Here is a 22,690-nt window from a genome sequence, read left to right on the forward strand (position 1 = left end):
CGACCTTCGGCAGCGTTTGCGCAGGGCCTCTTTTTAGCCCATCGGCCCGTTGCAATCCAGTGGCGCCGCCGATTATGCCCGAACCGCCGATGCAGAAGGTTTCACGGTCGGTTTTTTATGAAATACGCCAGGGAGCATCACTTTGATGAATGTCAGTCCAACCTACCGCTCGCGTTTGCAGGTCGCCACGCTGCTGGTGATGGCAACGCTGTTGACCGCGTGCGGCATCAACAATATTCCGACCCTCGACGAACAGGCGAAAGCGGCCTGGGGCCAGGTACAGAACCAGTACCAGCGTCGTGCCGACCTGATTCCCAATCTGGTGGAAACCGTCAGAGGCTATGCCAAGCATGAAGAAGCAACCCTGACGGCAGTGGTCGAGGCGCGGGCCAAGGCAACTTCGATCCAGGTCGATGCCAGCACCCTCGACAACCCGGAAAAGCTCAAGCAGTTCCAGCAGGCCCAGGATCAGTTGAGCGGTGCGCTCAGCCGGTTGATGGTGGTCTCGGAGCGCTACCCGGACCTCAAGGCCAACCAGAACTTCCTTGCCCTGCAATCGCAGCTCGAAGGCACGGAAAACCGGATTGCCGTGGCGCGGCGCGATTTCATTCTGGCGGTGCAGAAGTACAACACCGAGATCCGCACATTTCCCGGTCGCCTCTGGCACAGCGTGATGTACAGCGATCTGCCGATTCGCGAAACCTTCGAAGCCACCACCCCCGGTGCGGAAAAGGCCCCGGAAGTGAAGTTCTGATTCGAGGTTGCCCATGCGTGTGTTGAAGATAGGCCTGGTGCTGATGCTCTGGCTGTTCACCGTCAGCGCCCGGGCCGAGTTGACGTTCCCGGCGCTGAGCGGGCGGGTGGTGGACGAGGCGCAGATGATCGAGCCCTCGGTGCGCATCCAGTTGAGCCAGCAATTGCAGGCTCACGAGCAAGCGACCGGCGAGCAACTGGTGGTGGTCACGGTGCCTGATCTGCAGGGCACCACCATCGAGGATTACGGCGTGCAACTGGGCCGGCACTGGGGCATCGGCCAGAAAGACAAGAACAACGGCGCGCTGCTGATCGTCGCCCGTGATGAGCGCAAGCTGCGCATTGAAGTCGGTTACGGGCTGGAAGATCGGCTGACCGATGCGCAGACCTCGGTGATCATCCATCAAGTGATCACCCCGGCGTTCAAGTCCGGCAATTTCAGCAAGGGCATCAGCGACGGCGTGGCGGCGATGCTGGTGGTGCTGGGCGGCAACCCGCTGGACGAGCCCTCGACGGTGTACGAGTCGAGCGGTGATCCGCAAAGCGATTTTGTCTCGCGCCATCCGCTGTTGTTTGTTTTTCTGGTGGTGTTGTTCATCCTGACCGTGTTTGTCTGCCAGATGCTCGGTATCCTTCCCGCCGGCCGTGGCGGCTCCGGAGGCGGGGGCGGTTTCGGCGGTGGTGGATTTGGCGGCGGCGGTGGAGGCGGGGGCTTCAGCGGCGGCGGGGGCAGTTTCGGCGGCGGTGGTTCGTCCGGCGGCTGGTGAACACACAACAATAATGATCAGGCATTTTTCGACATGGCATTACTGAGCGAACACGAACAACGCAAAGTCGCCGAGGCGATCGCCCGGGTCGAGCGCGACACCGACGCCGAACTGGTGACCGTGCTGGCGGCCCGCGCCGATGACTACGCGTACATCCCGTTGCTGTGGGCCAGCCTGTTGGCGTTGCTGGTGCCAGGCATCGTCCATTACCTGACCGGCTGGCTGACCATGCACAGCCTGTTGCTGGTGCAGTGGGGGCTGTTCATTGTCCTGTGCCTGCTGTTTCGTCTGCCGCAAGTCACCACCCATCTGATCCCGCGCCGTGTGCGCCACTGGCGTGCGTCGAACCTGGCGCGGCGCCAGTTCCTCGAACAGAACCTGCACCACACCGTGGGTAGCACCGGCATGCTGATTTTTGTCTGCGAGGCCGAGCGCTACGTGGAGATTCTGGTGGACGAGGGGATTTCCCGGCGGCTGGACAACAAGAGCTGGGACGCGATTGTCGCCGCGTTCACCGAGCAGGTGCGGCAGGGGCGCACGCTTGAGGGGTTCGTGACCTGCATCGAGGCGTGCGGTGAACTGCTCAAGGTGCATGTGCCGGTGACGCAGGTGAGGAATGAATTGCCCAATCGGTTGATTGTGTTGGGTTGATTCTCTGGCCGCAGTCATCCCCTGTGGCGAGGGAGCTTGCTCCCGCTGGGGCGCGAAGCGGCCCTGAACCCGGTAAACGCGGTTTGTCTGGTTAGTAATCGCCTGTTTTAACGACTGCTGCGCAGCCGAGCGGGAGCAAGCTCCCTCGCCACAGAAGCCCCGGTGTACTGGGTTCTTTTGCCGTTGGGTAAATAAGAACGTGTCCCCAACCCCCATCCCCCCTAAAATACCCGCCATTCCCGTTTCGCCCCGCCCGAGGCCGCTTGTTCATGTCCGTTACCGCCCCATCCGCGCCGTCTGCCAAACCCGCGCCCGATCATCACGCCCAGTTCATCGAGCTGCTGCAAACCAGCCTCGAAGACAACGGCTTCATCAAACTGGTGCTGGCCAAGTACGTGGGTGAAGAGGCGGATCTGCAGCGGATCATCATCAAAGCGGTGACGGTCAAGGCGCAGCCAAACCTGTCGTTTGTCTATCGCTACAAGACCCGCGACATCACCAAGAACCTGCCGCTGAGTGAAGGTGTGGCGGTGATTGCCGAGCTGTTGCCGGCGGCGTTCAAGAATGCGCATTTGCTGACCGTGACCGACGAAGCCCAGCTCGAATACAGCAAAAAGGGCAAGTCTTCGCTGTTCAAGAGCAAACCTCAGCAATTGCGTGAAGCGCCGTCCGCCGAGCACAACCGCGAGAAAAACCGCTTTCTGGACCTGAGCCGGCCGTTCCTCAAGGACCTGGGCGTGACCAACGCGCAACACGAGCTGATCCCGGCGATGTCGCGCAAGTGGAAGCAGATCAACAAATTCATCGAAGTCTTCAGCCACGCCCTGACCTCGTCACCGCTGGCGCTGGACAAACCGGTGCGGGTCGCGGACTTCGGTTCGGGCAAGGGCTACCTGACGTTCGCGATTCACGATTACCTGCGCAACACGCTCAAGGCCGAAGGCGAAGTCACTGGCGTCGAGTTGCGTGAAGAGATGGTCAACCTGTGCAACGCCGCCGCGGCGAAACTTGAGCACCCGGGCCTGGTGTTCAAGTGCGGTGACGTGCGCAGCGTGGCGCCGAGCGAACTGGACGTGATGATCGCCCTGCATGCCTGCGACATCGCCACCGACTACGCGATCCACACCGGCATCCGTTCCGGCGCGTCGATCATCATGTGCTCGCCGTGCTGCCACAAACAGATTCGCCTGCAGATCCAGAGCCCGGCGCTGCTCAAGCCGATGCTGCAATACGGTCTGCACCTGGGACAACAGGCGGAAATGGTCACCGACAGCCTGCGTGCGCTGTTCCTCGAAGCCTGCGGTTACGAGACCAAAGTGTTCGAGTTCATCTCGTTGGAACACACCAACAAGAACAAGATGATTCTCGCGGTGAAACGCGCCGAGCCGGCGGACCCGGCTCAATTGCTAGTGAAGATTGCTGAGTTGAAGGCGTTCTACAACATCAGCGAGCACTGCCTGGAAACCCTGCTGCGCGCCGACGGTTACCTGGCCTGACCTTGACCTTGTGGGAGCGAGCCTGCTCGCGAAGGCGGACTGCCAGCCAAGGATGATGCTGGCCGTTATGGCCCCTTCGCGAGCAGGCTCGCTCCCACATGGGGTTTGATGGCGGTCTTGCGCCCGAGCATCACCGTTGCGATGACCCCGCAGGCAAACACCCAGGTGATCGGCTCGACATGTTCGCCAAAGAACAGCGCCGAAAACGCGATGGTGAAGAAGATCTGCAGCAACTGGATCTGACTGACCCGCGCGATCCCGCCCATCGCCAACCCGGCGTACCAGGCGAAGAAGCCGAGAAACTGCGAAAACAACGCCACGTAGCCAAACGCCCACCAGGTCTTGGCCGACACCGCGCCCTGATGTTGCAGCGCCAGATACAACACTGGCCCGATCAGCAGCGGCGTCGACAGCACCAGCGCCCAGCAGATCACCTGCCAGCCGCCCATCTCCTTGGCCAGCCGACCACCCTCGGCATACCCCAGACCGCCCACGGCAATCGCGCCGAGCATCAGCAAGTCACCGGCCTGAATGCTCCCGGCTCCGGTGTACAACGCGTAGCCGAGCACCAGCGCACTGCCCAGTGCGGCGCAGGCCCAGAAGGCTTTCGACGGCCGCTCGTGGGACAGCCAGGCGGCATACAGCGCCACGCACAGCGGCTGCAAACCGTTGACCAGTGCGCCATGGGACGCCGGCAAGGTCTGCATGGCCCACGCCGACAGCACCGGAAAGCCGAGAATCACCCCGGCGATCACCAGGCTCAGGCCTTTGACTTGCTGCCAGCTCGGCCACTTCTCGCGCCGCCATAACAACAGCGCCGCCGCCGGAATCGCCGCGAACAGCGCCCGGCCGAGGCCGTTGAGCAGCGGATGCAGTTCCTGCACCACGATCCGCGTGAAGGGCAGGGTCAGGCTGAAAATCACAACCCCGAGCAGGCCGAGGGCCATACCGGTGTTTTCGCGCGAGGACATGTGAGTGACCAGAATTGAAGGTGACAGGGAAGTGGCTTCATCTAGCCATAAACCGGGCGGGTCGGGCTGTTACAGCTAGGCACAGAGTTATCCATACAGTTGGAACAAGTCCTGTGGCGAGGGAGCTTGCTCCCGCTCGCCTGCGCAGCAGGCGCCAAACCTGAATGCATTCTTTACTCACGGAAAGCGAGGGGACGCTTCGCGCCCCAGCGGGAGCAAGCTCCCTCGCCACAAAGGCGGGGAGGCGTAGTAGCCGGTTGTTACCCGCCCGAACGGATAAGGTCTACCTTGAATACTCCTGCAAGCCCTTTCCCAGAGGAGTCCTCCCCATGGCCGCGAAAAAAATCCTGATGCTGGTCGGCGATTACGTCGAAGACTACGAAGTGATGGTGCCGTTCCAGGCCCTGCAAATGGTCGGTCACACCGTGCACGCCGTGTGCCCGGACAAGCCATCCGGTAGCACTGTGCGCACCGCGATCCATGACTTCGAAGGCGACCAGACCTACAGCGAAAAACCGGGTCACCTGTTCGCCCTCAATTTCGACTTTGCCAAGGTCGCCGAGGCCGATTACGACGCGCTGCTGATTCCCGGCGGTCGTGCGCCGGAATACCTGCGCCTGAATGAAAAGGTGCTGGCGCTGGTAAGAGCATTCGACAAGGCTGGCAAGCCGATTGCCGCTGTGTGCCACGGCGCACAGTTGCTCGCGGCGGCGGGCGTTCTGGAAGGTCGCGAATGCAGCGCCTATCCGGCCTGTGCGCCGGAGGTACGCCTGGCCGGTGGCACGTTCATCGATATCCCGGTGACCGACGGCCACGTTCAGGGCAATCTGGCGACTGCTCCGGCGTGGCCGGCGCATCCGAACTGGCTGTCCGGATTCCTCGGCCTGCTTGGCACCAAAATCACCCTGTAACGAGGATGCGCCGATGTGCGAGCTCTACGTCAAGGCCGACCCGATTCTCTACGAATCCCGCTCGCGCTCGCTGCGCATCTGTGGCGTGGTGACGACATTGCGTTTGGAAAACCAGTTCTGGGACATCCTCAGCGAAATCGCCGAAGTCGATGGCATGACCACCAATCAACTGATCGCCAAGCTGTATGAAGAAGTGATGGATTATCGCGGGGAGGTGGTGAATTTTGCCTCGTTCCTGCGGGTGAGCTGCACGCGATATCTGAGTCAGCGGCGGGTGACGGAGCCGCAGTTGTCGGTGGTGCGAGCAGTTGTGAAATAGCCCACTGCGGGTCGACCCCTTCGCGAGCAAGCCCGCTCCCACAGTGGATCTCCAGTGATCACAAAAACAGGTGAGCACTCGGTAACCAATGTGGGAGCGGGCTTGCTCGCGAAGAGGCCGTCACAGGCGACAGAAATCCTGGGCTGGTCTTTACTCACTGGCGCGAAACCTCTCAACCGCCAAGGAGATTCGAGCATGTCCGGATGGTACGAAGTGAGCAAACGCAGCAACGGCCAGTTCAGGTTTGTGCTGAAGGCCGCCAACGCTGAAACCATTCTCACCAGCGAGCTCTACACCACTCGCGCGGCAGTCGACAACGGCATTGCTTCGGTGCAGACCAACAGCCCGCTGGATGAACGCTACGAGAAGAAATCGACGAAGGATGGCCACCCATACTTCAACCTCAAGGCCGCCAACCATCAGATCATCGGCAGCAGCGAGTCGTACTCCACGGACGCCGCGTGCGCCAAAGGCATCGCCAGCGTCAAGGCCAACGGGCCGAGCAAAGTGATCAAGGACAAGACGTTGCCGGTGCTTTGAAATAACTCCACGACTCAGTCGCCAAAACAATGGCGACTGAATTCTGGCTATGTGCCACTACATCGCTTATCCTTCGCGACCAATCCATGGAAGGGGCGGCGTTCAATACTCTTTCGTGTGTTTTTTATGTTTACGCGAGAGTTTTCCCTTTGATGATTCGCTTTTTCGCTGTTCTGACGGCGCTGCTCGGCCTGAGTGGTTGCTACAGCATGTCACCCACCCACATTGACGATGAACTCAAGCCAACCGCCGATTCCGGCGTGGCTTATGTGGTAGGTGTGGTCGGCATCTGGCCCAAGACGAGGTTTTCAGCGAAGGAACAAATGCTGATGATCCGTAAGCGTGGAAGCGATGATTTCGCCACTGCACGCCTGCACAACGAGTTTTACGCCCGAACCGAGCGAGATGTACGCGAGACCGATCACGGCATCGGCACGTTGTTTGTGATGCCGCTCAAACCCGGTCGTTACGAGATCTACAACGTGCGTTTCGATCATGGGCAGTCGGTGACGTGGAGCCGTGAAGACTTCACCATCGGGATGCAACTCGAGGCGGGCAAGGCTTATTACATCGGCGATTTTCGCGCCGGGTGCCTGATCGGTCTCCAGCTGTCATGCCTGTTCCTGCACAGCGATCATCTTGAACGTGATGCGGCGCTGGTTCGTGCCAAATACCCGCAAGTACCGGGATTGCAGCGTCTGGACCTGCCGAATCTGGACACTGCCACGCCGTTCATTCGCGAAGAAAACGGCCCCAGCGCCTCTGTCTATAAAGCCATGCTGTCAGGAAAACTCTAATGCGCCTCAAGCTTCTGTTTCTGGGATTGCTCATGTTGCTGGGTGGCTGTCAGGCGACCCACAGCCTCAAGGCCCCCGACGTCGACTACAGCCAGCAACTGCCGGCGATCAACGTCAATGTGCTCGGTCTGCCGAGCTGGATGTTGCGAGACGAACTGCGTCGGCGCGGCACTTTCGACGAAGTTCGCGCCGGTCGAAGCGAGGATGGCTACAACGTTCTGGTCGTCGCCAACAGCGATGTCGGCGCGCTTCAGCCTCAGTTGTTCCTGAGTGCCTTCACACTGTTCCTGGTACCGGTACCGGTGAGCTTCGACAGCACAGTGGTGTTCAGTCTCAGCCATGGCAAGGAGATACTGGGTGTCTATGCCGTGCACAATCACACTGAATCCTGGCGGGGCGCCTTCAACGCCTCGGGCGGGCAGTTCGAACATGTGCGCTTGATCACTGACACGTTCATTGCGCAGGTCCTGAAGGATCAGCCCTTCCACCGCGAAGCGATGAAGCACGCCGCCAGTCTTTGACCGACAGGCAGGAAAAATCCCGCCCGGAGTGTTCCGGGCGGGATTTTTTTCATCAGCGCAAAACGTTGAGCAGCGCTGTGAGGTGATGTCTGCCGGTGTCACTCAACGGGAACACTGGCAACCGGGGATCGCCGACCTCCAGCCCCGTCTCGCGCAATCCAGCCTTGATCGTCGCCGGCAAGCCGCCCTTGAGGATGAAGTCCAGCAGCGGCAACTGGCGGTAGAACACTTCACGTGCCCGCTCCAGATCGCCGGCCAGCGATGCCGCGTACAGATCCAGATTCAGTTGCGGGATCAGGTTCGGCGCGGCAGTGCACCAACCCTTGGCGCCGGCGGCAAACGCTTCCAGCGCCAGCGGATTGCAGCCGTTGTAGAACGGCACCTGGCCTTCACCGAGCAATTGCAGTTTGTGCATGCGCTGAATGTCGCCGGTGCTCTCCTTGACCATGGTCACGTTTTCCACGGCATTGACGATGCGCAGAATCAGCTCGACCGACATGTCGGTGCCGCTGGTGGCCGGGTTGTTGTAGAGCATGATCGGCACGCCGATGCTGTCGCCGATGGCGCGGTAATGGGCGAGGATTTCCGCCTCGCTGAGCTTCCAGTACGAGGCCGGCAGCACCATCACCACGTCGGCGCCATGCGCTTCGGCGAAGCGCGCGCGGCGCAAGGCTTTGGCGGTGGTCAGGTCGGACACGCTGACGATGGTCGGCACCCGTTTGGCCACGTGTTTGATGCTGAACTCGGCGACCTGATCCCACTCGGCGTCGCTCAGGTAAGCGCCTTCGCCGGTGCTGCCCAGCGGGGCGATGGCGTGGACGCCGCTGTTGATCAGGCGATCGATCGATTGGCCGAGGGCAGGCAGATCCAGGCCTTCGCCCTTGGCGCCGAACGGGGTGATGGTGTAGCCGATGATGCCGTGAATGTTGGACATGCGGTGTCTCCTTGAAAAGCTGAAATCAGTTCAGGCAATCGGCGTGCTGGCGCAGGTTCTGCCGGGCGTAGTAGTTGAAAGCGGCGGCGTGGCGCTTGGGTTTCGACACCCAGTCATGGGCCTCGCGCCCCAGCGCCGGCATGATCGGCTTGATCGTGCCAGCGGCCATTGCCAGCAACTGAAGTCTGGCGGCGCGCTCGATCAGTTGGGCGATGACACACGCTTCTTCGATCGTATTGCCGGTCGACAGCTGGCCGTGGTGCGACAGCAGAATTGCACGCTTGTCGCCCAGTGCACCGGCAATCAGTTCGCCCTCTTCGTTACCCACCGGCACGCCCGGCCAGCCTTCGAGAAACGCACAGTCCTCGTATAACGGGCACAGGTCCATGTGGGAAATCTGCAGCGGCACTTCCAGCATCGACAGTGCGGCAATGTGCGTCGGATGGGTGTGGATGATGCAGTTCACGTCCGGTCGGGCGCGGTAGACCCAGCTGTGGAAACGGTTGGCCGGGTTGGCCATGCCGTGGCCTTCGAGCACTTCCAGGTCTTCGTTGACCAGCAGCAGATTGCTCGCGGTGATTTCATCGAAACCCAGGCCCAGTTGCTGAGTGTAATAGGTCCCCGGTTGCGGGCCACGGGCGGTGATCTGTCCGGCCAGACCGGAGTCATGACCGCTCTCGAACAGGATCCGGCAGGTCAGCGCCAGCTTTTGCCGGTCAGTCCACGTATTATCCGCCAGGGTGTTTTGCATCTGGGTCAGCGCTTGCTTGACCAGTTGCGCTTTGGGTAGTGCTAATGTCTTGGCCATGTCTGTGTCCTTTGGGTGATTGCAAATGACACTAAAGAGCCTATATGACACAAAGTGTCATAAGCAAGCATGAATCGTCGTTTCCTTGATGGAATAACTGCTGAGCATGTCTATCCGTTTGAAATTATTGAGAAAAAAACTTGGGGTAACGCTTGAGGCGCTGGCCGAAAAATCCGGTATGACCAAGAGCTATCTGTCGAAAGTCGAGCGCGGGTTGAACACCCCGTCGATTGCGGCCGCGCTGAAACTGGCGAAGGCGCTGAACGTGAAAGTCGAGGAATTGTTCTCCGAAGACAACGTCAGCCTCGACAGCTACAGCCTGGTTCGCAGCCACGAGCGCCAGTCACTGGCGGCCAACGATCAGAGCCCGGGGTATGCGGTGCTGGCGCATCAGGTCAGCGAGCGCAACCTGCTGCCGTTCATCATTTACCCGCCGAGCGAATTCACCGACAAGACCTTCAAGGAGCACTTGGGCGAAGAGTTTCTGTTCGTCCACGAAGGGCAGGTGGAAGTGGATTTCATGAACGAGCGAGTGCTGCTGGAGCGCGGCGATGCGCTGCATTTCAATGCGCAGAAACCGCATCGGATCAGATCGGTGGGCGAGGTGCAGGCGCAGTTGCTGGTGGTGGTGCACAGCTCGGAAGAATGAGCCGATTCTGCTGTTGTGGCGAGGGAGCAAGCTCCCTCGCCACAGGTGATGTATTGGCTTCAGACTTCGACGGGAACCGAAAGCTTCGGACTCCCCAACGCATGTGTCTTCGCATCAAAAAACCGCAACTCAACCCCGGTCCCTTCGAACACCTTCGCGTAATGCCGCTTCTGGTGCTGAATGAACGCCGCACTGCGCGGATAGATCGAGATGGCCACGCTCGCCGGTTTCGCCAGGCGCAGCGCCCTGACGATGTGAGCATCCTGCTCGCCCAGCGCATGCCCGAAGATGCACAGGTTCTGCGCGTGGCCCAATAACTGCTCATAGCAGAACGACAGATAATCCGAGCTGCGAATGGTCTTCAGCTTGTCCGCACTCGGCCCTTCGTTGACGAACAGTGGCACGTCGTCGAGGGTCTTGATCGTGTTGTTGATCGCGAAACTGCCGAGCAGGGTGCCTTCGGTCGAAGTCAGTTTGCGGGCGGTGCCGTCCTGATTGCGCACCAGGTGCAGACCACCGTGCAGATACAGCAGACGCGGTTTTACGCTGGCGCTTTCGCTCAGATCAAAACTGGCGTCGGGGCCGTTGAACAGGTCGTCGATCGCCTCGCTGCGGTGCTGGATCGCCCAGTAGCTGAGCAGGTCGTAATTGGTGGTGAACACCATGCGATAACGCGCCAGTTCTTCGTTGAGCGTCGCCAGGGTCGAGGCCTGCACCAGTCGCCATGGAATGTGCACCGCATGCACGGTGTTGATCAGCGCTTCCTTGATCGCGTAGTAGCGATTGCGCGGTGCGGCCGAGCTGACCGCCAGCGCCTTGTTGACCCGGCTGGTGGTTTTCAGCGCACCGAGCACCTGCTCGAAGCTGCGCGTCTGCATCGCATCGAACACGCTCAGCTCCGACGGACTCAGTGGTTTCTCTTCCACGGTGCGCGCGTTTTCGAACAACGAGTCGTAGCCGAAATCGTCCCACACCGCGCGGCTGGCGCCATTGCCCACCAGCAGACCGTTGAAGTCGGCGGTGGCGCGCAGGGCGCTCCAGTCTTCGAGGGTGGCATCGACTTGCAGAAAATCAGTCATTGCGTGGGCAGTCTCAAAACAAAGGGCAGATGGGCGGCGACTTTATCACGAGCGGGCATTGAGCCAGATCAACATCGGTGGTGACCGATCGGTCGATCCTGTGCACATCCGCCGTATCGGAGCAGTCGATTCGGCCCCAGTCAGGAGACGCGCATGAGCAGCACCTTTTTCATTCCAGCCGTAAACATCATGGGCAACGGATGCCTCGACGAGGCCATGCTTGCGATCCGCAACTACGGTTTTCGCAAGGCGCTGATTGTCACTGACGCGGGGCTGGCCAAGGCTGGCGTGGCGGACATGGTCGCCGAGAAACTGGCGATGCAGGACATCGACTCGGTGATCTTCGACGGTGCCAAACCGAACCCGAGCATCGCCAACGTCGAGGCCGGACTGGCGCTGCTCAAGGACAGTCGCTGCGATTTCGTGGTGTCGCTCGGCGGCGGTTCGCCCCATGACTGCGCCAAGGGCATCGCCCTGTGTGCGACCAACGGTGGGCAGATCCGCGACTACGAAGGTGTCGATCAATCGAGCAAGCCGCAGTTGCCGCTGATCGCCATCAACACCACCGCCGGCACTGCCAGCGAGATGACCCGTTTCTGCATCATCACCGACGAATCGCGCCACGTGAAAATGGCCATCGTCGACCGCAACGTCACGCCGCTGCTGTCGGTCAACGACCCGGCGCTGATGGTCGCCATGCCGAAAAGCCTGACCGCCGCCACCGGCATGGACGCGCTCACCCACGCCATCGAGGCCTACGTTTCAACTGCCGCCAACCCGATCACCGACGCCTGCGCACTGAAGGCCATGGCCCTGATCAGCAATAACCTGCGCCTGGCCGTGCGTGACGGCAGCGACCTCGCGGCGCGCGAGAACATGGCCTACGCGCAGTTCCTCGCCGGCATGGCGTTCAACAACGCATCGCTCGGCTACGTGCACGCGATGGCCCACCAGCTGGGCGGTTTCTACGACTTGCCCCATGGCGTGTGCAACGCCGTGTTGCTGCCGCACGTGCAGACCTTCAACGCGCTGATCTGTGCCGAACGCCTGACTGACGTCGCCCACGCCATGGGCGCGGATATTCGTGGGTTCAGCCCGGAAGAGGGCGCCCAGGCGGCGATCAACGCGATCCGTTGCCTGGCCAGGGACGTCGAGATTCCGGGTGGCCTGCGTGAACTCGGCGCCAAGCTCAGCGACATCCCGGTGCTCGCCACCAACGCGCTGAAAGATGCATGCGGCCTGACCAATCCACGGGCGGCGGATCAACGGCAGATCGAGGAGATTTTCCGTAACGCGTTTTGAGATGCGCCGTTCTGATATTTTTTAGCTGAGCTCAATGGCCCCTTCGCGAGCAAGCCCGCTCCCACAGTTGAAATGCGATCAACTGTGGAAGCGGGCTTGCTCGCGAAGACGTACTCGTCAACACCACAAAACCATGCGTTTTCACATCAGCCAACCGCCGCCACATTCCTCTCGAAAACCCCGCCAAACTGAATCAACACCACCCCGCCAATCAGCAGCAACGCGCCCAAAACCCGCGACATCGTCAGCTGTTTCTCCACCAATCCAAACAGCCCGAAGTGATCGAGCAGCATCGACGCGATCACCTGCCCGGCCAACGCCAGCGCAACAAACCCGGACGCGCCGAGTTTGGGCAGCAACATCACCGCCAGCGCCACAAAGCACACGCCGAACGCACCGCCAGCCCACATCCACAACGGCGCCTTGCTGATAAACCCCAGCGACGGCAGCGGCAGGCGCAACGCCAGAATCACCGGCAACAGCACCAACACACTCACCAGCAACGAGGCCAAGGTCGCCCACAGCGGATGTCCCAGTCCCCGCGCCAGATTACTGTTGATCGCACTCTGAAACGGCACCACCGCCCCGGCAAACGCGGCCAGCAGCAACAAACCGACCCACTGCAACGTACTCATGATCATTCTCCAACAGGTTTTGCTGGACTCTAGAGTATTCGTCGCGCAGATTTAAATTCCGTTTTGTCATCCAGAACATGCACAAGATGAATGATCTGCGCCGTATCGATCTCAACCTGCTGGTGGTTCTCGACGCCTTGCTCAGCGAGCAACACGTCACCCGCGCCGCCGAGCGGCTGCACCTCAGCCAACCGGCAGTCAGCCATGCGCTGGCGCGTCTGCGCGACTTGCTCGGCGATCCGCTGCTGGTGCGCGCCGGTTCGACCCTGGTGCCCACGGCGCGGGCGCTGGAACTGGTCGCACCGCTTGCTGAAGCATTGGCTCAGGTGCAATCGTTGCTGGCGCCAAACACTTTCGATCCGGCCACTGCGCGGCGGACCTTTCGTGTGGCGATGTCCGACTACGGCGCGGCCATCATCCTGCCCGATCTGATCCGCACCTTGCGTCGCGAGGCACCGGGCATCGACCTGCAAATCAGCCACGCCAGTCGCGAAGGCATGCTCGAAGGTGTGCTCAACGGCGACATTGATCTGGCCGCCGGGGTGTTCCCGGAAATGCCCAACGAATTGCGCAGCACGCTGCTGTTCGAAGAGCGCTACGTCTGTTTGCTGGATCGCCGCAGCCTGCCGGCCGAGGGGCTTCTGGATTTGCCGACCTACCTGTCGCGCCCGCATGTGTTACTGGAAATGCGCGGCAGCGGCACCCCGGAAATCGAACGGGCGCTGACCTCATTGCGCGAACGCCGCCGAGTCGCCATCAGCCTGCCGCACTGGAACGTCGCGCCGCAGTTGATCAGCGGTACGGATTTGATTCTCACGGTGTCGTCACGCAGCGTGCGCGAGATTGATCAACAGGAATTGATTGTGCTGCCGCCACCGTTCGAGATCGCGCCGTTCACGTTTGTGCTGGCGTGGCATAAGCGCCGGGGTGGGGATCAGGCGTTGAACTGGTTGAATCGCAGGATTGAGGAGGGGATAGATCGATCCGGGAGCCGCGATTGATAATGGCCTACCACGTGCGCGGAGGAAGCCTGCGAGTATGAAAAACGCGCAGAACCTGAAGCCGGCCCTGACGAACGCGGTAAGGAATCAGATAGGGGCGATCAGGGAGTGCCCATTCTCTGGTTCCGGGCAAACGTCCCTCGCGCCCGGAGGCGGGAAAGCGGGCAAGCTGATCGACGCAGTCGAGAATGGCTTGAACAAACTCGGAGGCCGCCTGCGGATTTTCAATCGCGATGTAGGCGGCTTCGTCATCGAGATTCTTTAGTGCAGTACGCAGCCACTCAACGCGCATTGGCATTCCATTTGTTGGCGATCGCCCTGACATCATCGGCAGAAGCAAAATCACCGGCATCGGCTTCGTTCAGCGCTTTTTGGATTTCTTCAATTTGCCAGGCTTCACGAGCCAGGTACTCGCGCAATGCATCGACTGCCAGATAGGACTTGCTGCGCCCGGTCGCTTTGGCGAGGTTGGCCAGCGTATCTGCAATTTCGTCGGGAAGCCGCAAAGACATGACGGACATGGTGGTCTCGGTGTAGTGGTTTGTAGTGCAACATACTACAGCGTCATACTTGCCCCGGCCCGCCATTCGTCTAACGGTTGCGCACAAGACTTTATCAAGGAAGAAAAATGACCTGCAGAAACACCTTCATCCTGGCTTTTGCATTCCTGGCCATCACCCCCCACGCCCACGCCGCCTGCACCACCAAGAGTTTCGACGGCAAATCCATGTCGCGTTGCAATGTCTGGCCGGCGTTTCCGAGTCAAGCGATCTCGGTCAAGTCCACTTATCTGGCCGATTCTGGCGGCGACGATGCCGGGGCGTTCGATCTGGATCTGGCGCTGCTCAATGCGAGCAACGCCAAACCCATCGCCACCTACCGTAAACCGGGCGCCTACAACTCTGATGCCGTGCGCCTGGATGATGTGCGCATCGACACGGCGCGCTACCGTTTGACGCCGGATATCCGCGCTTTTGGGCTGCGAGCCAAGTTCGTCCACAGTTCCCGTGCCATTCCCTACGAGAAAACCGATCTGGCGCTGTATGTGCGCGAGGGTGACAGCCTGCGTCCGGTGCTCGAAGGCCTGGTGGTCTTCAAGGACAACGGTGAGTTCGTGAATGACTGCGAGGGCTACAGCAAAAAAATCCGCCGAACCCTCGAGATCGCTCCAACGAGCCACAATGGTTTCGCCGATCTGATCGTCACCACCACCGGCAGTAAAATGAAAAACACCAAGTCCGGCAATCAGTGCGTTTCGACAAACACCGACCTGAAGAAAAAACAGATCACCCTGACGTACGATGGTCAGCAGTACAACGTTCCTGAAGACCTCAGAGGTTACTGACCCCATGCTCACTGGCCTTAACCACCTGACCCTCGCCGTCAGTGATTTGCCCCGCAGCCTGGCGTTCTACCGCGATGTGCTGAGTCTGCGCGTCGAAGCCACATGGGACGCCGGTGCCTATCTGTCGTTGCCGGGGCTGTGGTTGTGTCTGTCGCTGGATGCGCAGCGCCCCACCGAGCCGTCCGTCGAGTACACCCATTACGCGTTCAGCCTCGCCGAGGCGGATTTTCCGTTGTTTGTGCAGACGCTAAAAGCGGCGAATGTGAGGGAATGGCGCGACAACCGCAGTGAAGGCGCGTCGTTCTACTTTCTCGACCCTGATGGCCACAAGCTCGAGGCTCACGTCGGCGATCTCGCGTCGCGACTGGCAGCCTGTCGGCACAAACCGTACGCGGGCATGCGTTTTTACGACGCGTCGTGATCTGGCGTTGCGGGCTGATATAGACTGGCCATCATTTGTACTGGCGCCAGCAGGTTTTTCATGACTCCATCGCTGCTAATGGCCGTTCTGGCCTCGGGTTTCATTTACGGCATCACGCCTGGGCCGGGCGTGCTGGCGGTGTTCGGCATTGGCGCGGCGCATGGGCGGCGGGCCGGGGCGGGGTTTCTCTGCGGGCACCTGCTCGGTGATGTGGTCTGGTGCAGCACCGCGCTGATCGCCATCGTCGGTGCCCGCGAAATCGGCAGCACCGCGTTCGATGTGCTGGGTGTGCTCAGCGGTTTGTACCTGTTCTGGCTCGGCTGGCGCGCAGTGCGGGCCAAACGGCGCAGCGATGATCAGCCCCAGGGCGCAGCGCGTCAGCCGTTCTGGCACGGCATCCTGTTCGGCCTGACCAATCCCAAGGCGTATCCGGTCGCGGTCGCGACGTTTACCGCGCTGCTGTCGAGCCGTGCCGAACTGCTTAACTGGTCGATGCTGCCGGCGCTGATCGCCCTGAGTTTCCTCGGCGGTTTGCTGGCCTACGCTATTCTGATCGGCGTGGTTGGCGCCCGACGGGTGCGCACGTTGTATCAGCGCCACGAGCTGATGATCACGCGTTTGTGTGGCGTGATGTTCATCGGTTTTGCCATAAACGCACTGGTGCACGCACTACCGGGATTGCTGCCGAACAAGGCTTGAAGTTGTGTGCAGGGATGCGTGAACAAAGGGTCAGGGATGGTTGAACAGTGCTGCATTGTCCGGACACCCACGCTGAACCATGGAAAGCCGAAATTCCGCGCCGTTGGCGAGTTATATGGACCTGTTGCTCGATGCCGTCTGTGCGGTGGACACGCAGGGCCGTTTCGTTTTTGTCAGCGCCGCCTGCGAGCGCATTTTCGGCTATACGCCTGACGAGTTGATCGGTCGGCCGATGATCGAACTGGTGCATCCTGCAGACCGCCAGCGCACCCTCGCCGCCGCCCGCGACATCATGGGCGGCGAACCCAAACACAATTTTGAAAACCGTTACGTGCGCAAGGATGGCCGCATCGTCAACATCCTCTGGTCGGCGCGCTGGTCGCAGGTCGATCAACTGCGCATCGCCGTGGCCCGCGACATCACTGAACGCAAGCAGGCCGAGTCACGTCAGGCGGCGTTGTATGCGATTTCCGAAGCAGCGCATGTCGCCGAAGACTTGCTGGCGCTGTTCAAGCGCGTTCACCTGATCATCGGCGAATGGTTGCCGGCGCTGAATTTCTCCGTGGCGCTGTACGACGAGCACTGTGCGCAGCTGAATTTTCCCTATCACGTCGACGATCACGAATTGCAGCCCGAGCAGCCGGGCACTGTCACCGGGCGTTTGTGTGCGGAGGTTATCCGCAGCGGTCAGCCGATTCTGCTGACGCCGGACAGACCCGACGCCCCACCCGACTTCGCGGCGCTGGTGGCGGGGCAGGATTCACCGTGCTGGCTCGGTGTGCCGCTGAATTCGAAGAACGGCACCATCGGTGCGCTGATCGTCAAAAGCCTGCCGGGTGGCGAGCGTTACACCGAACAGGACAAGGAACTGCTGCAATACGTCTGCGCCCAGGTCGCGACCGCCATCGAGCGCCAGCAACTGCACGCGCGGCTCAAGCGCATGGCGCAGTACGATCAATTGACTCAGCTGCCCAATCGAGGATTGCTCAAAGACCGCCTCAAGGCTGCGCTGGCCGGTGCCCGCGAAGCGTCGGGAAACATGGCGCTGCTGTACGTTGATCTGGATCGCTTCAAGCAGGTCAACGACACCTTTGGCCATGCGGTCGGCGACATGCTACTACAAACGGTGGCGAGTCGGCTCAAGGGCTGCGTACGCGATACCGATACCGTGGCGCGCATTGGTGGCGACGAATTCGTGGTGCTGTTGCACAGTGTTCATGCCGCTGAAGACGCCGACAGCGTGGCCAGAAAAATCCGACAGGTGCTGATGCAGCCCATGCGCCTGGACGGTCACAACCTGTGCATCGAGCCGAGCATCGGCGTGGCCCGTTATCCCGAACATGGCCGCGAAGAGCAACAACTGTTCCGGCACGCCGACCAGGCGATGTACGCCGCCAAACGCCTCAATCATCGGGTAGTGGATACCTGAAACAGTGCGCGCCGTTCGTCGCGGCGCGGGCAACTTTTCTAAACCTTTATCGGTCTGGCAATTCTCAATCTAGGCGGGCACCTGCTCGCCAACGATCAACACCAAGAGGAAGAGAATCATGCCTAATTCAAGAAACTCGAACTCGGGAAACTTCGCCAACGATCGAACCAAGGCCTCTGAAGCCGGTCGCAAAGGTGGGAAAACCACCACCACGACAGTCGACAAAGAGCCTGCGAAAACCGAAATGGGCCGCAAGCCAGCTCAGAAGTCGAAGTAGTCGGTGAGGTAGTTTTGATTGAGAGGCGGGGGCGCAAGCCCCCGCTTGAATTTGCAAAGATAGGAGGGCGCGACCATGAGCCGGATGGCCACCCAGATACGTCGTTTCAGTTTTGCCACGCTGTTGGGTTTGTTCGCTGGCAGTGCATTCGCCCAGTCGCCTGCCGACTTCATCAACGATGCGTCCGCCAAAGGCATGGCCGACATCGAAGCCAGTCGTCTGGCGCACCAGAAATCCGACTCCAAAGAGGTCAAGGATTACACCATCGTCGTGATCAATGACCGCACCACGGCCAACCAGCATCTGGCAAAGATTGCGAAAAAGCTCGACCTGCCCGTCGCACCTCGTGAAGAAATTGCCGACAAGGCCAAAACCATGATCCCGCAGGTGAAAGACGGTGAAACCTTCGATCAGGCCTACGCCGCAAGCCAGGTGAAAGCGACCGAAGAAGCTATTCAGCAGATCCAGCAGGAAGCGCAGTCAACCGACGTTCCGGAAATCAAGGCATTTGCCGACGAGACGTTGCCAAAACTGCAAAACCATCTGGAAATGGCGCGAGCGCTGCAAGCCAGCCGCTGATCCCGCTTACAAGTCAAAAGATCGCAGCCTGCGGCAGCTCCTGCACCATTCCATGTAGGAGCTGCCGCAGGCTGCGATCTTTTGCTTTTTTGACTTTACTCAGCAGTCATTCAAATCCTGCTTCGGCTTACTCTTCTCCCCCAGCCCATCGAGATTGAACACCTCGCTTTCCCCCAGGCTACGGTAATGCTTGCGCAGCGCCTCCAATTGTTTGAGGTCCAGCGATTCCAAGCCAAGCATCGCGTTCTGCGCTTCCTTATTTACCCGCAACAACTCATCGAGCTTCAGATGCAGGATGTCCGTATCGCGGTTCTGCGTGTTCTGGATCAGGAACACCATCAGAAAGGTGATGATGGTAGTCGAGGTGTTGATGATCAGTTGCCAGGTGTCGTTGAAATGAAAAATCGGCCCACTCAGCCCCCACAGAAAAATCAGGATCAACGCGCCCATGAAGGTTTTCGGGCTACCGGCCCAAAGGGCCAGGGTCTGGGATATTTTTGCGAATTTCATTGCGGTGTTCCTTATTGGGAGACGCTAGAAATTCAGACAGTGAGGGCGTTGCGAAAATTCTGTTTTTCGTTGCCTGTCCATGAAAAACCGGTCTTGCGACCGGCTCATACTTGAGTAGGCTCAGGACGTCAGTTCGACCCTCACCTGCCACTGAAAGTACCCCGCCACTTCACATTGCTGATTGACCAGCATGAACGTTAATCCGCACTGGGCAGTGCCAGGTGTTTTCGGGGTGCAGGCCCAAAAATGATCGTCTGCCTTGCGGCTGCCCGGCACGGCGGGGGATTCGGGGTTGGGCGCGGGGACGGTAAGGCCGGTGTGGATTTCCAGTTTGGGTACAGTAAGAACGCTGCTGTCATCGACGGTCATGCGACAGGCCACCACGCTGTGCTCGGCGATCAGGCTGACGCTTCTGACGCGAAAGTGAACATCACGGTCCATCACGACTAAGACTTTGGTGGTGCTGTCATTTGTAACTATTTCTTTTGAGTTGTTACCCGTGGCGAAAAAGATAAATCCATCGGCAATGTCTGTAGGGTTGGCAGGATCCTGGCTGGCTGTTGGATAGTGCGCAAGCAGAGATTCGGCATCGACGATCAGCAATACATTCTGCGCGCTGTCGACGGTGGAAGAGGGGGAGGTGATCGGTTCGGAAGTCATCATGGATTCCTTTCATGACGTCGCTACACGCTGGCGGCCGCATCGGTCAAGGCAAGACATCCTGATTCCGCCGGGCTGCATCGGATCGGTGGAGCCCCTCGTTGCCAAGGGGCTCGTTACAGGGTCAGTTGTGGATGGAGATGAACGGGTCCCACGAGCAGCAGCCGATGATCTGGCAGTTGCGGTCGACGATCAGGAAGTGGAAGTGATAGGTCACGCGGCCGCAATCCAGGGTCTCGGATGACCAGTAATGGTTGTCGACTTTCTGGCAGCTCGGCACAGATGGATTTTCCCGGTTTGGCACTGCAACGCACGCCGTGGCCTTGCGCGGTGAGGGTGGGGAGATCAGGTCGGCCCCCGCGTTGCCGATGAACTTGTAGAAAATTACTGCCTGTTCGAAGCTCTGCGACAGGCTGGTTTCACGCCAGCGGATCAGGTCGCCGACTTGCGCCTTGAGGTCCAGTTCACCACCGGCCTGGCCACTGACGACATTGTCCTGGTTGGTGACCATATACACATGATGCCAGTCGATCAGCGTGGGATTCTTCGGATCCTTGCTGATGTTTGGATACTTTTTCAAAATGGTTTCGGTGTCGATGGAAACCAGAATATCCGTAACTCGAGACATGGTGAGGCTCCTTTTTCATAGTGAACGTCGGACTGCAATCCAGGCACGACGACGCTTGCTTGCCGTATGTCTTTTGCGAGCACACTACTGGGGGAACCCATCGGTCATGAGAGACGCGCAGGCCGTGCTCCTTGCACGAAATCAGATGAGTCGGGTTCCTTCCGACTGCCGCAAATTGACTATAGGTTTGATTTTTTAGCTGTCAAAAGTGCGTGTTAATGGTTCGACGAACGGTCGTTGATTGCATAAGAATCGCCCAATTGGCGATAAGCAGCCCGCCCGCTGACATCGTTTGCAATCAGTCGCTCTGGAACTGCTCGCGTGGCTGCCTGTATTGTGACGAACCGCTGAAGTGTCCCGACAGGAGAACGCAATGAGTTGGTCCGCCAGACAATACGTCGCTTTCGAAGATGAACGCACCCGCCCGGCCCGTGATCTGCTGGCGGCGATCCCCACGGTTCAGGCGCGATCGGTGGTCGATATCGGTTGCGGCCCGGGTAACTCCACCGAGCTGCTGGTGCCGCGTTTTGAGCAGGCCCAGGTCAGGGGCCTCGACAGTTCGCCGGACATGGTCAACGCCGCGCGCAAGCGCCTGCCGCAGTTGCAGTTCGAGGTCGCAGAAATCGATAGTTGGGCGGATCAAGGCCCGTTCGATGTGATTTTCGCCAACGCGGTATTGCAGTGGGTACCGGATCACGCGACGTTGCTGCCGGCGCTGGTGGGTAAGCTGTCGGACGGTGGCAGTCTGGCGATCCAGATGCCGGACAACCTCAACGAACCTTCCCATCGACTGATGCGCGAAGTCGCCGCCAACGGCCCGTGGGCCGCGAAACTGGCAGGCGCCGCCGGACAGCGCACCGACATGGCCAGCGCCAGCGAGTACTTCTCGATGTTGCGTCCGCACTGCTCGCGGGTCGATGTGTGGCGCACCACCTATCACCATCAGTTGTCCGGTGGCGCGGCGGGGATCGTGGAGTGGTTCAAGGGCAGTGGCTTGATTCCGTTTCTGAGCCCGCTGAGCGAAGAGGAGCGGACGCAGTATCTGCAGCAGTATCTGGCGGCCGTTGCCGAGGCGTATCCGGCGTTGCCTGATGGTTCGGTGCTGTTGCCGTTTCCACGGCTATTTATCGTCGCGACTCGCTAAAGGCAAACAACAATTCTGTGGCGAGGGAGCTTGCTCCCGCTGGACTGCGAAGCAGGCCCAAGGTCTTCGGGGCACTTCGCGCCCCAGCGGGAGCAAGCTCCCTCGCCACAATGCATGTTTCGCCAGTTAGCGCTGCACCGCCACCAACATCATCATCGGCCGTTCCCGCTCTTCAGCCAGCGCCGGTTGCGCCGCCACCTCTGCATCGCTCGGCCCCCATTCGTTGACATGGCGAATGGCAAAACCCGCCGCGATCAACGAATTCAACAGCGTGCCCATCGTGCGGTGCTGCTTGATCACCCCTTCGGCCAGCCAGTTGGTCACCCGTTCGCCTTCCATCTGATAACTGTCCAGCGGCCAGCGCTTGCGACCGTCGCTGTCGATCAACCAGCCCGGATTGCGCGGGGCCATGAAGATCGGGTGTTCGATGGAGAACACAAAATGCGAACCCTGTTTCAACGCTGCGTACAGATGAGCGAACAGCCCTGGCAGATCCTTGATGTAATGCAGTGCCAGTGAACTGTAGGCAAGATCGAAACTGCACGCTGGGAGATCGAGATGCTCAAGATCGGCGCGTTCATAGCGGATGTTCGCCGCCGCAGTGGTTTCGCGCGCGCGCTCCAGCATCTTTTCCGAGACATCCAGCCCCAGCACTTTGTCGGCGCCTTGGTCACTGGCCCAGCGGCTGAACCAGCCATAGCCGCAGCCGAGGTCGACCACATTAAGATCATGCATCGACGGCAACAACGCTTTGAGCGCCGGCCATTCCGGCGCGGCATCGAGGCCGCCGATCGAGCGGTTCATCTGGCTGTAACCCTGAAAAAATTCCGGGTCGTCGTAAATGTTTTGCGTCATGAGTGAGTT

Annotated in this window: 30 protein-coding genes; 19 read left to right on the forward strand and 11 right to left on the reverse strand. The window is 60.0% G+C overall.

The annotated features are described in order from the left end of the window. The first annotated feature begins 145 nt into the window (after positions 1-145). From LCH64_RS24380 to LCH64_RS24395, 4 genes are all read left to right on the forward strand, one after another. The gene (locus tag LCH64_RS24380) at positions 146-754 is read left to right on the forward strand and encodes a LemA family protein (protein ID WP_226501539.1); all 609 of its coding nucleotides are present in this window, start codon (positions 146-148) and stop codon (positions 752-754) included. Between the two features lie 13 nt (positions 755-767). After that, a complete protein-coding gene (locus tag LCH64_RS24385; RefSeq protein WP_226501540.1) occupies positions 768-1,520 on the forward strand; it encodes a TPM domain-containing protein in 753 nt (250 codons plus the stop codon). A gap of 33 nt (positions 1,521-1,553) precedes the next feature. After that, the gene (locus LCH64_RS24390) at positions 1,554-2,171 is read left to right on the forward strand and encodes a hypothetical protein (protein ID WP_103485673.1); all 618 of its coding nucleotides are present in this window, start codon (positions 1,554-1,556) and stop codon (positions 2,169-2,171) included. A gap of 269 nt (positions 2,172-2,440) precedes the next feature. After that, on the forward strand, positions 2,441-3,667 hold the full coding sequence (locus LCH64_RS24395) for an SAM-dependent methyltransferase (protein WP_226501541.1): 1,227 nt from the start codon (positions 2,441-2,443) through the stop codon (positions 3,665-3,667). A gap of 65 nt (positions 3,668-3,732) precedes the next feature. Here the strand turns inward: LCH64_RS24395 and LCH64_RS24400 are convergent, their stop codons facing one another. Then, a complete protein-coding gene (locus LCH64_RS24400; RefSeq protein ID WP_226501542.1) occupies positions 3,733-4,638 on the reverse strand; it encodes a DMT family transporter in 906 nt (301 codons plus the stop codon). Between the two features lie 329 nt (positions 4,639-4,967). On the opposite strand from LCH64_RS24400, the gene LCH64_RS24405 reads away from it, so the two are divergent. From LCH64_RS24405 to LCH64_RS24425, 5 genes are all read left to right on the forward strand, one after another. Then, positions 4,968-5,549 (forward strand): DJ-1/PfpI family protein, encoded by a 582-nt coding sequence (locus tag LCH64_RS24405; protein ID WP_003222466.1) that lies wholly within the window; start codon positions 4,968-4,970, stop codon positions 5,547-5,549. Between the two features lie 13 nt (positions 5,550-5,562). Continuing rightward, complete coding sequence (locus tag LCH64_RS24410) at positions 5,563-5,868, forward strand: ribbon-helix-helix domain-containing protein (RefSeq protein WP_003222468.1); 306 nt, start codon at positions 5,563-5,565, stop codon at positions 5,866-5,868. A gap of 195 nt (positions 5,869-6,063) precedes the next feature. Further along, positions 6,064-6,408, forward strand: coding sequence for a YegP family protein (locus LCH64_RS24415; RefSeq protein ID WP_226501543.1), 345 nt, complete (start codon positions 6,064-6,066; stop codon positions 6,406-6,408). Positions 6,409-6,560: 152 nt separating this feature from the next. Next, positions 6,561-7,205 carry a hypothetical protein gene (locus LCH64_RS24420; RefSeq protein ID WP_045122715.1) on the forward strand — a complete coding sequence of 215 codons (645 nt, stop codon included), beginning with the start codon at positions 6,561-6,563 and terminating at the stop codon, positions 7,203-7,205. Next, positions 7,205-7,726 (forward strand): hypothetical protein, encoded by a 522-nt coding sequence (locus LCH64_RS24425; protein WP_098967625.1) that lies wholly within the window; start codon positions 7,205-7,207, stop codon positions 7,724-7,726. The genes LCH64_RS24420 and LCH64_RS24425 overlap by 1 nt, the downstream gene beginning before the upstream one ends. A gap of 52 nt (positions 7,727-7,778) precedes the next feature. Here the strand turns inward: LCH64_RS24425 and LCH64_RS24430 are convergent, their stop codons facing one another. Then, a complete protein-coding gene (locus LCH64_RS24430) occupies positions 7,779-8,660 on the reverse strand; it encodes a dihydrodipicolinate synthase family protein (RefSeq protein ID WP_226501544.1) in 882 nt (293 codons plus the stop codon). A gap of 25 nt (positions 8,661-8,685) precedes the next feature. Then, complete coding sequence (locus LCH64_RS24435; RefSeq protein ID WP_226501545.1) at positions 8,686-9,468, reverse strand: aldolase; 783 nt, start codon at positions 9,466-9,468, stop codon at positions 8,686-8,688. A 106-nt stretch (positions 9,469-9,574) separates the two neighbouring features. On the opposite strand from LCH64_RS24435, the gene LCH64_RS24440 reads away from it, so the two are divergent. Beyond that, a complete protein-coding gene (locus LCH64_RS24440) occupies positions 9,575-10,117 on the forward strand; it encodes an XRE family transcriptional regulator (protein ID WP_003222480.1) in 543 nt (180 codons plus the stop codon). A 59-nt stretch (positions 10,118-10,176) separates the two neighbouring features. On the opposite strand, the gene LCH64_RS24445 is transcribed toward LCH64_RS24440, so the two are convergent. Beyond that, positions 10,177-11,196 carry a DUF4917 family protein gene (locus LCH64_RS24445; RefSeq protein ID WP_226501546.1) on the reverse strand — a complete coding sequence of 340 codons (1,020 nt, stop codon included), beginning with the start codon at positions 11,194-11,196 and terminating at the stop codon, positions 10,177-10,179. Positions 11,197-11,349: 153 nt separating this feature from the next. Here LCH64_RS24445 and yiaY point away from each other — a divergent pair, with 153 nt between their 5' ends. Next, on the forward strand, positions 11,350-12,498 hold the full coding sequence (gene yiaY, locus LCH64_RS24450) for an L-threonine dehydrogenase (RefSeq protein WP_226501547.1): 1,149 nt from the start codon (positions 11,350-11,352) through the stop codon (positions 12,496-12,498). A 146-nt stretch (positions 12,499-12,644) separates the two neighbouring features. Here the strand turns inward: yiaY and LCH64_RS24455 are convergent, their stop codons facing one another. Beyond that, positions 12,645-13,133 carry a DMT family transporter gene (locus LCH64_RS24455; protein WP_103485681.1) on the reverse strand — a complete coding sequence of 163 codons (489 nt, stop codon included), beginning with the start codon at positions 13,131-13,133 and terminating at the stop codon, positions 12,645-12,647. A gap of 77 nt (positions 13,134-13,210) precedes the next feature. On the opposite strand from LCH64_RS24455, the gene LCH64_RS24460 reads away from it, so the two are divergent. Beyond that, entirely contained in the window at positions 13,211-14,134 is a 924-nt protein-coding gene (locus tag LCH64_RS24460) for a LysR family transcriptional regulator (RefSeq protein ID WP_201135589.1), read from the forward strand. A 7-nt stretch (positions 14,135-14,141) separates the two neighbouring features. Here the strand turns inward: LCH64_RS24460 and LCH64_RS24465 are convergent, their stop codons facing one another. Together LCH64_RS24465 and LCH64_RS24470 are read right to left on the reverse strand one after the other, a co-directional pair. Next, positions 14,142-14,426 carry a type II toxin-antitoxin system RelE/ParE family toxin gene (locus LCH64_RS24465; RefSeq protein WP_103485683.1) on the reverse strand — a complete coding sequence of 95 codons (285 nt, stop codon included), beginning with the start codon at positions 14,424-14,426 and terminating at the stop codon, positions 14,142-14,144. Further along, a complete protein-coding gene (locus tag LCH64_RS24470) occupies positions 14,416-14,655 on the reverse strand; it encodes a ribbon-helix-helix protein, CopG family (protein ID WP_103485684.1) in 240 nt (79 codons plus the stop codon). The genes LCH64_RS24465 and LCH64_RS24470 overlap by 11 nt, the downstream gene beginning before the upstream one ends. A 107-nt stretch (positions 14,656-14,762) precedes the next feature. On the opposite strand from LCH64_RS24470, the gene LCH64_RS24475 reads away from it, so the two are divergent. From LCH64_RS24475 to LCH64_RS24500, 6 genes are all read left to right on the forward strand, one after another. After that, a complete protein-coding gene (locus LCH64_RS24475) occupies positions 14,763-15,479 on the forward strand; it encodes a hypothetical protein (RefSeq protein ID WP_226501548.1) in 717 nt (238 codons plus the stop codon). A 4-nt stretch (positions 15,480-15,483) separates the two neighbouring features. Continuing rightward, the gene (gene fos / locus LCH64_RS24480) at positions 15,484-15,900 is read left to right on the forward strand and encodes a fosfomycin resistance glutathione transferase (protein ID WP_226501549.1); all 417 of its coding nucleotides are present in this window, start codon (positions 15,484-15,486) and stop codon (positions 15,898-15,900) included. A gap of 60 nt (positions 15,901-15,960) precedes the next feature. Beyond that, positions 15,961-16,599, forward strand: coding sequence for a LysE family translocator (locus LCH64_RS24485; RefSeq protein WP_103485687.1), 639 nt, complete (start codon positions 15,961-15,963; stop codon positions 16,597-16,599). Positions 16,600-16,678: 79 nt separating this feature from the next. After that, positions 16,679-18,028 carry a sensor domain-containing diguanylate cyclase gene (locus tag LCH64_RS24490; RefSeq protein WP_226501550.1) on the forward strand — a complete coding sequence of 450 codons (1,350 nt, stop codon included), beginning with the start codon at positions 16,679-16,681 and terminating at the stop codon, positions 18,026-18,028. Between the two features lie 118 nt (positions 18,029-18,146). After that, positions 18,147-18,305 carry a KGG domain-containing protein gene (locus LCH64_RS24495; RefSeq protein WP_003222499.1) on the forward strand — a complete coding sequence of 53 codons (159 nt, stop codon included), beginning with the start codon at positions 18,147-18,149 and terminating at the stop codon, positions 18,303-18,305. A 75-nt stretch (positions 18,306-18,380) separates the two neighbouring features. After that, positions 18,381-18,884 carry a DUF4142 domain-containing protein gene (locus LCH64_RS24500; protein WP_003222501.1) on the forward strand — a complete coding sequence of 168 codons (504 nt, stop codon included), beginning with the start codon at positions 18,381-18,383 and terminating at the stop codon, positions 18,882-18,884. A gap of 99 nt (positions 18,885-18,983) precedes the next feature. Here LCH64_RS24500 and LCH64_RS24505 read toward each other — a convergent pair whose 3' ends face one another. The 3 genes from LCH64_RS24505 to LCH64_RS24515 all read right to left on the reverse strand — a co-directional run bounded on the left by LCH64_RS24505 (position 18,984) and on the right by LCH64_RS24515 (position 20,682). Next, entirely contained in the window at positions 18,984-19,394 is a 411-nt protein-coding gene (locus LCH64_RS24505) for a low affinity iron permease family protein (protein WP_003222503.1), read from the reverse strand. Between the two features lie 120 nt (positions 19,395-19,514). Continuing rightward, positions 19,515-20,054, reverse strand: coding sequence for an AidA/PixA family protein (locus LCH64_RS24510; protein ID WP_226501551.1), 540 nt, complete (start codon positions 20,052-20,054; stop codon positions 19,515-19,517). A 124-nt stretch (positions 20,055-20,178) separates the two neighbouring features. Next, positions 20,179-20,682 carry an inclusion body family protein gene (locus tag LCH64_RS24515; protein WP_008076892.1) on the reverse strand — a complete coding sequence of 168 codons (504 nt, stop codon included), beginning with the start codon at positions 20,680-20,682 and terminating at the stop codon, positions 20,179-20,181. A 373-nt stretch (positions 20,683-21,055) separates the two neighbouring features. On the opposite strand from LCH64_RS24515, the gene tam reads away from it, so the two are divergent. Continuing rightward, positions 21,056-21,826, forward strand: a complete 771-nt coding sequence (gene tam / locus LCH64_RS24520; protein WP_226501552.1) for a trans-aconitate 2-methyltransferase — start codon at positions 21,056-21,058, stop codon at positions 21,824-21,826. Between the two features lie 126 nt (positions 21,827-21,952). On the opposite strand, the gene LCH64_RS24525 is transcribed toward tam, so the two are convergent. Next, entirely contained in the window at positions 21,953-22,681 is a 729-nt protein-coding gene (locus LCH64_RS24525) for a class I SAM-dependent methyltransferase (RefSeq protein ID WP_226501553.1), read from the reverse strand. Between the last annotated feature and the right edge of the window lie 9 nt (positions 22,682-22,690).

Origin of the sequence: Pseudomonas sp. MWU16-30322, assembly GCF_020515535.1 — a bacterium.
Lineage (GTDB): Bacteria > Pseudomonadota > Gammaproteobacteria > Pseudomonadales > Pseudomonadaceae > Aquipseudomonas > Aquipseudomonas fluorescens_H.